We start from the raw sequence: 12240 nt of genomic DNA on the forward strand, positions 1-12240 counted from the left end.
CGCATCGCGTATCAACTCCTCAGCAGCAGTGCGGAGGTGGGCACGCCCTCGCCCGCGGTGACCAGGCAGGTGGCGGCGTCGGGGACCTGTGCGGTGCCGGTGCCGCGCAGCTGGCGGACGCCTTCGGTGATGAGGTTGAAGCCGTGCACATACGCCTCGGAGAGGCCGCCGCCGCCGGTGTTGAGGGGGAGTCGGCCGCCGATCTCCAGGGCGCCGCCCTCGGTGAAGGCCGCGCCCTCGCCGCGTCCGCAGAAGCCGTAGCCCTCCAGGGAGAGGGGTATCAGGGGGGTGAACGCGTCATAGATCTGCGCCACGTCGACGTCCTGCGGTCCCAGGTCGGCGCCCTTCCAGAGGTGGCGGGCGGCGGTCCAGGCCGGGCCGGTGAGCGGGTCGTCGTTCCAGTAGTTGACCATGCCGTGGTGCTGGGCGGGCAGGCCCTGGGCGGCGGCGTGGATGTAGGCGGGGCGTTGGCGGCAGTCGCGGGCCCGTTCGGCGGAGACCACGACGCAGGCCAGCGCGCCGTCGGTCTCCAGGCAGTTGTCGAAGAGGCAGAGCGGTTCACTGATCCAGCGGGCGGTCATGTACATCTCGCGGGTCAGTGGGCGGTCGTACATCATCGCGGCCGGGTTCTGGTTGGCGCGGTTGCGGCAGGCGAGGGCGACGTTGAAGAAGTGGTCGCGGGTGGCGCCGTATTCGTGCATATAGCGCCGGGCCAGCATGCCGATCTCGTCGGCGGGACGGAGCAGGCCGAAGGGCCGGGTCCACTGTCCCGGGGTGGGGAGTTGGGCGCGGGTGTTGGTCCACGGCCGCGGTCCGGAGCCGCGTTTGCGGGACCGCCAGGCGACGCCGACGCTCGCCTGTCCCGTGGCGATGGCGGCGGCCAGGTGCGCCACCGTCGCGCAGGAACCGCCGCCGCCGTAGCCGACCTTGGAGAAGTGCGTGACGTCCCCGGCGCCGATGGACTTGGCGACCTCGACCTCGTCGGTCTCCTCCATGGTGTACGACGCGAAGGCGTCCACCTCCGACGGGGCGATCCCGGCGTCGTCCAGGGCCGCGACGATCGCCCGACACGCCAAGGTCTTCTCGGATTCGGGGAGTTGTTTGGCAAAGGGTGTCTGTCCGATACCGACGATCGCCGTAGCGTCCTTGAGGGTCGCCCCCATCGCCACCTCCGTGGTCGGCCGTCGCGCTGCTGGCAGTGGAGGAGGCTACCGGTCACCTTCTCAGGACTGAAGCCCCGAGCTTGCGGATAGTGCCCCACCGGCTGTGGGGTTGGCTTCCGCGTCTTGGCCATCAGACCTGTGGTCTGGTGGCCGGGACGTGTGACTTCCGCCCCGCATCCCACACGGCCTGCCCCCTGCGGGCTAGGACGCGGGAAGCGTTCCGGTCCGCGTGCGCAACGACGCCGCAGCCCCGGCAGATGAAGCGAGCTTGATCAATACGGTTGAACCTGTCGATGTGTCCGCACTCGGCACACTCCTTGGAGGAGTAGGCCGGATCGACGTACACGAGCGGCACACCGGCCCGGCGTGCCTTGTAGGCGATGAAGTCTCCGAGCTGGGCGAAGGCCCAGGAGTGAAGTGCGACCCGTTGGGGCTTTCGGAGCCGTACCCGTTCGCGGATGCCCTTGAGTTCTTCGAGGGAGATGCCGCGCGCGGTGCGTTCAGCCTCGGTCACGATGGCCTTGGAGATGCAGTGGTTGATGTCCTTCGCCCGCCGTGATTCCTTCCGACGCTGCTTCTTCAGCAGTCGCTTGGCGGACTTGGTTCCCTTCTTCTGGAGCTTCTTCCGGAGGCCGAGCTGTCGCTTGCGATACTGGTTGAGCTTGCGTCCGGCGGCCTGGTAGCCGCTGGAGGCGGTGGCGATGTTGACGATGCCCAGGTCAACGCCGATGAACCCGGCCGGCTCGCACTGGTCGGCCTCGGGCACGTCGCACGTGGCGTACAGATACCAGGTGCCGTCCTTGCACAGCAGGTCGGCTTCGCCCTTGCGGTACTGGGCTAGGGTCTTCAACTGCTGGGGGGAGCAGACGAACGGTATGCCCCGCAGCCGTCCGGACATGGTGGTGATGGCCACCGTCTGGACATCGATGTCCCAGCCCATGTTGCGGTGGTCGTATGCCTGCGCCGCGTCCTTGCGGAAAACGACTGGCTTGGACTCAGCCTTGGCACGGGCCTTGGAGTCCTTCTTGCCGAGGTTCCCGGCCCGGATGTTGGCACGCAGTGTCGCGTAGGCGTCTACGACCCTTCTGATGAGCTGCTGCGCGGCGGCCGACTTGATGCCGCGTTCGCGCAGCTCGGCGTAGACCAGCTTCCGCAGTGCGTACTCACGCATCGTGCCGTTGACGAAGGCGACTTCGGAGACGTAGTTCGCCCCGGCATTACACCCAGCCAGCTCGTCACGCAAAGCCTGCGCCGCATCGGGCGAAGGTAGCAGCTTCACGGGCACAACGATCTTCACGAGTGCGAATGTAGCAACCGATATCGCCTCACAGAGGTCAAATCCGAGAAATCACAGGGAACTTTCGCTGGCCTCGTATTCACCACCTCCCGCGGGGGCGCCGCCGTCGGAAACAGTCCGAACGCGGGAGGCGTGGCGGTACGGCCGCGCTCAACGCCGCCCCATTGAGAATGCGATTCGCCCCGCCCGGGCATGGGTGTGGTTCCTGGAAGGCACTAATCTGACGGGTAGTCATCACGCGGGGAAGGCTCTTCGGCGGGAGGCAGTGCGATGGGCGAACAGCTCGATGCGCGGGCGGACATGGCGTACGGCTCGCTGGCCCACCTGGTGCGTGCGGCGGCCGCGCGGTACGGCCCCCGCGAGGCCGTCGTCGAGGGCCGCACCCGGGTGTCCTACGCCGAGCTGGGCGTGCGGGTGGAGCGGGCCGCCGCGGCCTGCGTCGCGGCCGGTGTCGCCCCCGGCGACCGGGTCGCGGTCTGGGCACCCAACACCCTCGAATGGATCGTCTCCGCCCTCGGCGCGGTGACCTCCGGCGCGGTCCTCGTCCCGGTCAACACCCGCTTCAAGGGCGCCGAGACGGCCGGCATCCTGCGCCGCACCCGCGCCAAGCTCCTCTTCGTCACCGGCACCTTCCTCGGCACGTCCTACGTCGCCTCGCTGCGCCGCGCCGCCGAGCAGGGCGACGGCCGCGGCCCGCTGCCCGGACTGCCGCACCTGGAGCGGGTCGTGGTGCTCGCCGACGACGCCCCCGCCGACTTCACCACCTGGCGCGACTTCCTCGCCGCCGGCGCGGCGGTGCCGTCCGGCACGGTCCGCGCCCGGGCCGACGCCCTCGGCCCCGACGACCCCTCGGACATCATCTTCACCTCCGGCACCACCGGCCACCCCAAGGGCGCCGTGATCACCCACGGCCAGACCCTGCGCGCGTACGACGTCTGGAGCGCACTGGCCGGTCTGGAGGAGGGCGACCGCTACCTCATCGTCAACCCCTTCTTCCACACCTTCGGCTACAAGGCCGGCATCATCGCCTGCCTGCTGCGCGGCGCCACGATGGTGCCGCAGTCGGTCTTCAGCGTGCAGACCGCGCTCGCCAACATCGCCGCCGAGCAGATCTCCGTCCTCCCCGGCCCGCCCACCCTCCACCAGCAGCTCCTGGACCACCCCGACCGCGCCCTGCACGACCTCTCGGCGCTGCGCCTGGTCGTCACCGGCGCCGCCGTCGTCCCGTTGGAGCTGGTGGAACGGTTGCGCGGCGAGCTGAAGGTGGCCACCGTCCTGACCGCCTACGGCCTGTCGGAGAGCACCGGCGTGGTCACCATGTGCCGCCGCGGCGACCCGCCCGAGGCGATCGCGTCGACCTCGGGCCGGGCCATACCGGACACCGAGGTCCGGGTCGTGGACCCCACCGGCCGCCCGCAGCCGCCCGGCGAACCCGGCGAGATCCTGGTCCGCGGCTACCACGTCATGTCCGGCTACTTCGAGGACCCGGCCGCCACCGCCGCCGCGATCACCCCCGACGGCTGGCTGCGCACCGGCGACGTCGGCGTCCTCGACCCGGCCGGCAACCTCCGGATCACCGACCGCATCAAGGACATGTTCATCGTCGGCGGCTTCAACGCCTATCCCGCCGAGATAGAGCAACTCCTCGTCCGCCACCCGGACATCACCGACGTCGCCGTCATCGGCATCCCCGACCGCCGTCTCGGCGAGGTCGGCAAGGCGTACGCGGTCCGCCGCCCCGGGGCCCACCTCACCGCCGACGACCTGATCGCCTGGTCCCGCCGCGAGATGGCGAACTACAAGGTCCCCAGGGAGGTGGAGTTCGTCGCCGCACTCCCGCGCAATGCGAGCGGGAAGGTGGTCAAGGGGCTGCTGCGGGGCGGGGCGGCGGGCGCCGGCCGGGGCGTGCCCGGCTGAGTTCCCCCGGGAAACCGGAGCGCAACGACCCGGCGGTCAGCACGCGATGCGGCCGTCGGCCACCCCGGTCCCCTCCGCCAGGGCCCGCATCCGGTCGGCGAAACCGCGGCCCGCCGCCCCGAACCACACCGCAAGGTCGGCAGCGCCGGCCCGCTCCCAGGCGGCGACCTCGGCCGTCACGTCCGCCGGGGTCCGGTCCGGGCCGTCCCAGCCGATCCGGGTGCCGGCCGCCACCCGGGTCCCGCGCGCCGCGGCCCGCTGGGCCACCTCCGCCGCCCGCTCCGCGAACCGCCCCGGGGTGAGCCCCACCCCCTGCCAATGGCCGCCGAACTCCGCCGCGCGCCGCAGCGCCGCGTCCGAGTTCCCGCCGATCAGGAACGGCACCGGCTCCTTCGGCACCGGCGCGAACACCGCCCGCTCGTCGAACGCCACCTGCCCGTCGTCGTACCGCCCGCCGGCCCCCGTGTGCAGGTGCCGCACCAGCCGCAGCGCCCGGTCCGTGCGCGCACCGCGCTCGCCGAAGCCGACCCCGGCCGCGTCGAACTCGTACCGCTGCCACCCGACGCCGACGCCCAGCACGAACCGGCCGCCGCTCAGCCGGGCCAGCGTCGCCGACTGCCGGGCCAGCAGCAGCGGTTCGCGCAGCGGGGCGATCAGCACCGAGGTCCCCAGCGTGATCCGTTCGGTCGCCGCGGCCAGGTACCCGAGCGTGGTCAGCGCCTCGTACACCCCGCCGTAGCCTTCCGGCGGTCGTCCGTACGGGCCCGGCGGCAGCAGGTGGTCCGGCAGCCAGACCCCCGCGTACCCCAGTTCCTCGGCCGTCCGGGCCAGCCGTACCACCTCCTCGGCGGCCATCGACTCCGACTCGGACGGCAGGACGACGTGCAGCCGCATCCGGTCCGGCTGCCCGGCCGCGCCCGGGCCGGCTGGCTGCGCAGTGGCCTGGTGCGGGGTGGTGACGGCATCGTTCATGGGGGCCTCCGCTCCCGAAACGGGTGACTCGGTCGGACGGCCCCTTTCTAGGGCCTCACACGGATGTGAGGGTCAAGGGGGAGCGGGCTGAGGGGCGGCGGGTACGACGGGGTGCCGTCGGGAGGTCACCGGGTCGGCGCGGTCCAGTCCGGTCGCCGTCCGCTGAGGGCCACCACCCGGTCCAGCAGCGGCGCGTCCTGTGCCACCGGGACCGGCGGGCCGAAGGGCGACGGGTTCCCCTGGTCGGCGGCCGCGGTTTTGAGGAGTGTGAGCACGGCCCGCAGGCTCGCTCCGTCGGGCGCGTACTCCTGCCCGGTGGCGCGCGCCAGGTCCCAGCCGTGCACGACCAACTCGTTCAGTGCGAAGCGGCCCGCGGCGGCCCCGGGCAGGGTGATCCCGCCCACCTGCGTCTCGCCCTCCCAGGCGGCCGGGGCGCGCCAGGCGGCCACCAGCCCGTCGAGGTTCCGGGTCAGTTCCGCCCGCCACTGGGGGGTCACCTCGGGCGGTTCCGCGCCCGGGGGAGTGTTGGTCGTCGGCCCCAGGTCCTTGCGCGCGGCGTCCCGGAACGCGGCGGTCAGCCCGACCAGATGGCCCAGCAGGTGCCGTACGGCGTATGCGGCGCACGGGGTGGGCGCCGCCAGTTGCTCCTCGGTGGTGCCGGCGGCGAGCCGCGCCACCTCCCGCGCCTGCGCCGCGAAGTCGATCACCGCGGTCCGCGCTGCCTTCTCGGTCATGATTCGGGTCCTCTCCCGCACGGGAACGGCCACCGCGGCCGGTCTCACCAGTGAAGACCCCCGGCCCTCCGCGAACTCATCGGCGCGCCCGGCCGCTGTCCGCAGCGTTCCCGTAGCGCTCCCGCAGCGCCGCCTTCACCACCTTGTTCAGCGGTCCGCCGCGTGGCAGCGCATCGGTGATCTCCAACTGCTCCGGCAGCTTCTGCGTCATCAGGCCGGCCGCCCGCAGATGTGCGGTGAGGTCGGCCAGGCTGAGCCGGGGCGTCCCCGTACCGCCGCCGTCCCCCGCCCCGGCCAGCGTGACCACCGCGCAGACCCGCTCCCCCCGCTCCCGGTCCGGCAGGCCGATCACCGCCGCCTCCGCCACCGCCGGGTGGGTGTGCACCAGGTCCTCGATCTCCTGCGCGGAGATGTTCTCGCCCTTGCGGATGATGATGTCCTTGAGCCGCCCGGTGAGCACCAGGTGGCCGTCGGTGCGCAGATGCCCCAGGTCGCCGGTGCGGAAGGAGCCGTCCGCCGCGAATGCCTCGGCCGTCAGCGCGGGATCGGTGTACCGCCGGAAGACCATCGGCCCGGTGACCGTCACCTCACCCGTCTCGCCGGGCGCGGCCGCGCTCCCATCGGGCCGGACGATCCGCACCCGGGCGCCCGCCACCGGCCTGCCGACGGTGTGCGCCAGTTGCTCGTCGCTGTCGTACGGCGTCCCCATCGCGATCATCGGGCACTCCGTCATCCCGTACCCGTGCACGATCGCGCAGCCCAACTCCCGCCCCGCCGCCCGGTACAGCTCGGCCGGCAGCGGCGCCCCGCCGCCGGACAGCAGTCGCAGCGAGGGGATCAGGCGGCCGGCGTCCGGCGCGGCCGCCCGGCGGTGCCGCGACGCCTCGTGGAACGCCTGGTAGAACGCGGTGCTGCCGCCCGCCATGGTCACCCCGTGGCGCCGGTAGACCTCGGCCGCCCGCGCCGCGTCGAACGTCTCCAGCACCACCGCCGGAAACCCACTGACGAGCATGGCGATGACGTAGTCCGGCCCGGCGATGTGCGCGTACGGGAACGCGATCGAGCCGATGTCGTCGGCCGACATCCCCAGCGCGGTGGCCAGCCCCGCACCGCCGGCGATGAGTGAGGCGTCGGTGTGCTCGACTCCCTTGGGCGCGGAGGTCGTTCCGGAGGTGTAGTAGATCCAGCGCGTGTGGTCGTCCCCTCCTGCCGGGGGCTCCGGCAACGCGCCCGGATCCCCGTCGGGCAGCCCGTCCGCCACCGACACCACCCGCACCCCGGCGCGCTCCCCGGCCGCGCCGCGCACCATCGCCGGATAGTCGAAACCCCGCCACACCCCGGGCACCAGGGCGAACTCCGCCGCCGACTCGGCCAGGATGAAACCGACCTCGCGCGCCCGGTGCAGATGGAGCACCGGAGTCTGCACGGCCCCGAGCCGGGCCAGTGCGAGCGACGCAACCACCGTGTCGATGCGGGTCGGCAGCTGCCACATCACCCGCGTGCCGGCCCCGATCCCCAGCTCCCGGAACCCGGCCGCCGCGCGCAGCGCCGCCTGACGGACCTCGCCGAAGGTCACGGTCCGCCCGCCGTCCCCGTCGAAGAACATCGGCGCGTCCCCGGAGGCCCGCGCCCGGTACTCGACCAGCTCCCACAGCGTGCGTATACGGGCGGGTTCGAACACGGCGCGCCTCCTGGGGTGGACGGGCGGGCTGCGCCGCCGGCGTACCAGATCCAAGTCGCGCGACTGTACCGCAATCTGACGGAACATCAGATGCATGCGGGGGCGGAGAACGACGTCGGCGGGGCCATGCGACCGCACGGCCCCGCCGAGGCGGTGTGAACAAGCCGTCGACAAGGACGGAGAAACAGAGGGAACAAAGAGCGGAGAAACGGGTGGGGATACAGGGAAAGGGGACGACGGGTGAGCGGTGAACAAGAGGTGTGCTCGGGGAGCGTCGGGCGGCCGGGCGGCCGGCCTGCGGTCCCGGGTGCCCGGATCAGGGCGTATGGCGGTCCTGCGGGGTGACGGCGCTGGTGATGGGCGCGTGGCGGTCGAAGGGCTGCACGAGGGTGGGCCGGGTGTGTGGCGCGTCGGCCAGCGCCGGCGCGGTGGCGGTGCCGAGCAGCGCGACGGTGACGGTGGCAAGGGCTACAGCGTGAAAGGTGCGGGTCACTCTGGTCTCCTTTTTTGAAGATGGGATGGCCACTTGCCAAGCGAGGCTAACCACGACTGGACAGATGTTCGGTGGCGTGGCCGGAAAGTGATGGAGTACGGCCGAATGCGCGGCCGTGTGCGGACAAGCGACAGGGGCCGGTACCGATGGCTCCCCTCCATGCCATCGGTACCGACCCCTGCCGTCCCCCGAAATCCCTGGAAAATCCCCCCCCGGAATTTCCTGAGATTCCCCCGATGCGGACTGGCTTAGCGCGGCTCGCCCAGCGGGGCGTGCTTGTCCTGGGCGGTGACGGTGCCGGACGGCGACGCCTCGGCGTTCACGGGCTTGACGGGCGCCTTCTTGCCGAGGCCGGGCGTGGCGATCGGCGCGTGCTTGTCCATCGGCTTGATGATGTCGCGCTCGTTGTGTGCCGGTGCCTGCTCGTTCGTCACAACAATCAACTCCTGTATGTGGGCGCTTTCGGAAGGCCCGGCCGGCGACTCCCCCGTTGGCCGCCGGACGGGCGTTCCATGGCCGCTCACCTTAACGATGGGGCCTGGCAGCCGAGCCGCTTGCCCCCCGAGGCGGCGGATCGACATGAGAGAGAATGGCCCGCCGCGATGAACGATCGATAAACGCCGCGCTCACCTGCTGCGCCGTGCGGGAACGGGCGGGCCGAGGTCAGACGATGGCGGGCAGCGTGAGCAGGGATTGCACCTCACGGCCCTCCGGCGAGCCCAGCTTCTCGTAGACGGGCAACGCCTCTTGCCAACAGACCCGGGCCCGGCCGGTGTGCCCTATGGCGTTCAGCGCGCGACCGAGCAGCGTCAGGGCGTTGGCCCGCCACCACTCCCCGCCGACCCCGCGCAGCGCCGCGAGGGCCTGTTCGGCGTGGTTGGCGGCCTGGGCCGGGTGGCTGTTCTCCAGGTTGACCTCACCCAGCCGGAAGAAGGTCATGCCCTCCCAGAACCGCTGGCGGTTGTCCTGGAAGATGGCCAGCGCCCCGCCGAGTTGCGCGGTGGCGTCGCCCAGCCGGCCCGCGCGCTTGAAGGCGAGGCCGAGGGTGTACATCCCGTTGGCCAGCCGGCGGGTGGCACCGAGCTCCCGGTAGATGGCGATGCCTTCTTCCGCAAGCTCTATGGCGCTGTCCAACCGCTCCGTCTCCAGGTGCACGCGGGCGAGGTTGCACAGCGCACTGGCCTCGGACTGCGGGTTGTGGTCGTCGCGGAAGGCGGTGCGTGCCTGGCTGAGGTAGGGCTCGGCGTCGGCGTAGCGCTGCTGCACGATGGCGATGATGCCCCGGTCGTTGGGCGCGTTCGACGACGAGAACGGGTCCCCGGTGGCCAGGCCCAGCAGCATGGCCGACTGGGCGTGCACGTCGGCTTCGTCCAGGCGGCCCGCCAGGGTGCGGACGTTGGTGAGCGAGGTGTGCAGGCGGGCCTCGGCACGCTGGTCGCCGAGTTCCTGGGCGGCGGCCAACAGCGCCACGTTGGCCTGCTCGTACTGGTGCGAGTCCGCGCTCGATTCGGCCAGGTCCAGCGTGAGCAGCAGCAGGTCCACGGCGCGGCGCAACGTACCCGCGGCGGTGGACTGCTGGGCGCAGGCCAGGAGGCAGCGGGCCTCCCCGAACAGCCACCGCAGCGCCGCGGGCCGGTCCGCGAAGGCCAGGCCCGGGTAGTCGGGGCGCTCCATGTGGTCCACCAGTCGGTCCCCGGGACGCTCCAGGGCGTACATGTGGGCCGCGGTGGCCAGGTAGAAGTCCAGCAGCCGGGAGAGTGCCGCGCCCCGCTCGGACGGCGGGTGCTCGTCGCGTTCCGCGCAGGACCGCGCGTACAGGCGGACCAGGTCGTGGAAGCGGTAGCGGCCGGGTGCGGCGGACTCCAACAGGGAGGCGTCGACGAGGGATTCGACCAGGTCCTCGGCGTCGTCGAGGTCTAGGGCAAGGAGGGCCGCCGCGGCCGCCAGGGAGATGTCCGGGCCGTCGGCCAGGCCCATGAGGCGGAAGGCGCGGGCCTGGGCGGGCTCCAGTTGCTTGTAGCCCAGTTCGAAGGTGGCCTTCACGGCCAGGTCGCCGGCGCGGAGTTCGTCCAGTCGGCGGCGTTCGTCGGCGAGCTTGCTGGCGAGCGTGGAGACCGTCCAGGTCCGGCGGGCGGCCAGCCGGGACGCGGCGATGCGGATGGCCAGCGGCAGGAAGCCGCAGGCGCCGACGACCGCCATGGCGGCCTGCCGTTCGGAGGTGACCCGTTCCTCGCCGACGATGCGGGTGAAGAGCCGCAGGGCCTCCTCCGGGCTCATCACGTCGAGGTCGATCAGGTGCGCGCCGGCCAGGTCGATCATCCGGGAGCGGCTGGTGACCAGTGCGGCGCAGCCCTCGGTCCCCGGGAGCAGCGGCCGGACCTGCGCCGCGTCGCGGGCGTTGTCCAGGAGTGCCAGTACGCGGCGCCCGGCGAGAGTGGAGCGGAAGAAGGCGGCCCGCTCCTCCAGCCCGTCCGGAATGGCGGAGTCCGGCGTCCCCAGGGCGCGCAGGAAGGCGCCGAGCACCGCCTCCGGTTCGACCGGGTTGTGTCCCGCCCCCTGGAGGTCGACGTAGAGCTGGCCATCGGGGAAGTGCTCTCGCGCGGTGTGCGCCACGTGCACCGCCAGGGTGGTCTTCCCGACGCCGCCGATGCCGGCGACCGCGGAGACCGCCATGACGCTGCCCTCGGCCGTCGCCAGCTGGTCGCTGAGTTCGGTGACGAAGGCGGCGCGACCGGTGAAGTCGGCCACCGTGGCGGGGAGTTGGCGGGGCCGGACGAAGGTGGCCTCGGGTGAGCCGGGGTCGGTGACGGCCGGGGCTTCCAGTTCGGCGTCGGCCCGCAGGATCCGCTGGTGGAGTTCGGAGAGCGAGGCGCACGGGTCCACGCCCAGCTCGTCGGCGAGCAGCCGGCGGGTGTCGGCGTACACCGCGAGCGCCTCGGCCTGGCGGCCGCTGCGGTAGAGGGCCAGCATCAGCAGTTCCCGGAGCCGCTCGCGCAGTGGGTGCGCGGCGGTCAGGGCGGTGAGTTCGGAGACCGCCTCGGCGTGGCAGCCGGCCTCCAGGCGCAGGTCGAGGCGGGTCTCGGTCAGCGACAGCTGCCATTCCTGGAGGCGGGTCCGCTGGTTCTCGGCGTACGGGCCGGGCACCCGGGCGAGCGGTTCGCCGTCCCACAGGTCCAGTGCGGCGTCGAGGAGTTCGCGGGCCCGGCCGCGGTCGCCGGCGGCCTTGGCCTTCTCGGCCTCGGCGGCGTACTGCTCGGCGGTGTCGTGGTCGAGGTCCAGGGGGAGGCCGTCCACGGACCTCAGGGCGTAGCCGCCGGACTCGCTGACCAGCGCCTCGGCGTCGTCGCCGAGGGCCTTGCGGAGCCGGGAGGCGTACGTCCGCAGGGCGGCCAGTGCGGCGTGCGGCGGTTCGTCGCCCCACAGGGCGTCGACGAGCTCGGGCGCGGTCGCGGTCCGCCCGCCGCGCAGCAGCAGCGCGGCGAGCAGAGCACGCTGCTGCGGAGAACCCGCCGCCAGCGGCGTCTCACCGCGCCAGGCCCGCACGGGACCGAGCACGGTGAAGCGGAGCCGCTCCCGCACCTGTCCCGGACCGTCGTCCATGGTGTCCCCCTGCCTTGTCCCGTCCGTCCGCGCTGTCCTGGCCGGCCGCGCCTTTACCTTGTGCGCAACGGTCAGTCTGCCTTGTCACGGCCCCTTACGTCAGTAGGGGTCCGGAGCGTGCACAAAGCCTCCCCGTGCGGTGCGGATGGGGCGAAGCGGCGCTCCGCCGGTGAAGCGGAGGGGAACCTTCCGTTCTCCTCCGCCGATCCCGACTCGGCGTCCTCCCGGCGCGTTTGCCCTGCTGAACGCGGTGTTCCGGGCCCGCCACCACCCGCTCGCCCCCTTACTGGCCCGTGTGCCGGCCGCCCTCCCCGTATACCGGTCGGACGCCCCGGCCCCTCTACCCGGGGCGCCGGACGCCATCCCCGACTGGCTGGTTTGTT

Annotated in this window: 9 protein-coding genes; 1 reads left to right on the forward strand and 8 read right to left on the reverse strand. The window is 72.4% G+C overall.

What is annotated here, in order from left to right; translation table 11 throughout:
* Positions 1–11: 11 nt before the first annotated feature.
* Both ACO0M4_RS21635 and ACO0M4_RS21640 read right to left on the reverse strand, forming a co-directional pair.
* A complete protein-coding gene (locus ACO0M4_RS21635; RefSeq protein ID WP_430372477.1) occupies positions 12–1163 on the reverse strand; it encodes a lipid-transfer protein in 1152 nt (383 codons plus the stop codon).
* A gap of 130 nt (positions 1164–1293) precedes the next feature.
* Positions 1294–2460: an RNA-guided endonuclease InsQ/TnpB family protein gene (locus ACO0M4_RS21640; RefSeq protein WP_430372478.1), complete on the reverse strand. Its 1167-nt coding sequence runs from the start codon at positions 2458–2460 to the stop codon at positions 1294–1296.
* Positions 2461–2730: 270 nt separating this feature from the next.
* Between ACO0M4_RS21640 and ACO0M4_RS21645 the strand changes: the two genes are divergently transcribed.
* Positions 2731–4377 (forward strand): FadD3 family acyl-CoA ligase, encoded by a 1647-nt coding sequence (locus ACO0M4_RS21645; RefSeq protein WP_430372479.1) that lies wholly within the window; start codon positions 2731–2733, stop codon positions 4375–4377.
* Between the two features lie 36 nt (positions 4378–4413).
* On the opposite strand, the gene ACO0M4_RS21650 is transcribed toward ACO0M4_RS21645, so the two are convergent.
* The 6 genes from ACO0M4_RS21650 to ACO0M4_RS21675 all read right to left on the reverse strand — a co-directional run bounded on the left by ACO0M4_RS21650 (position 4414) and on the right by ACO0M4_RS21675 (position 11857).
* Entirely contained in the window at positions 4414–5349 is a 936-nt protein-coding gene (locus ACO0M4_RS21650) for a TIGR03619 family F420-dependent LLM class oxidoreductase (protein WP_430372480.1), read from the reverse strand.
* Between the two features lie 125 nt (positions 5350–5474).
* On the reverse strand, positions 5475–6083 hold the full coding sequence (locus ACO0M4_RS21655) for a TIGR03086 family metal-binding protein (protein WP_430372481.1): 609 nt from the start codon (positions 6081–6083) through the stop codon (positions 5475–5477).
* A gap of 76 nt (positions 6084–6159) precedes the next feature.
* Positions 6160–7764 carry a class I adenylate-forming enzyme family protein gene (locus ACO0M4_RS21660; RefSeq protein ID WP_430372483.1) on the reverse strand — a complete coding sequence of 535 codons (1605 nt, stop codon included), beginning with the start codon at positions 7762–7764 and terminating at the stop codon, positions 6160–6162.
* 316 nt (positions 7765–8080) lie between these two features.
* Positions 8081–8257, reverse strand: coding sequence for a hypothetical protein (locus tag ACO0M4_RS21665; RefSeq protein ID WP_430372484.1), 177 nt, complete (start codon positions 8255–8257; stop codon positions 8081–8083).
* Between the two features lie 248 nt (positions 8258–8505).
* Positions 8506–8691, reverse strand: coding sequence for a hypothetical protein (locus tag ACO0M4_RS21670; RefSeq protein WP_430372486.1), 186 nt, complete (start codon positions 8689–8691; stop codon positions 8506–8508).
* A 229-nt stretch (positions 8692–8920) separates the two neighbouring features.
* Positions 8921–11857, reverse strand: a complete 2937-nt coding sequence (locus ACO0M4_RS21675; protein ID WP_430372487.1) for a BTAD domain-containing putative transcriptional regulator — start codon at positions 11855–11857, stop codon at positions 8921–8923.
* Positions 11858–12240: the final 383 nt, after the last annotated feature.

This window comes from Streptomyces sp. RGM 3693 (assembly GCF_050471125.1).
Taxonomy (GTDB): domain Bacteria; phylum Actinomycetota; class Actinomycetes; order Streptomycetales; family Streptomycetaceae; genus Streptomyces.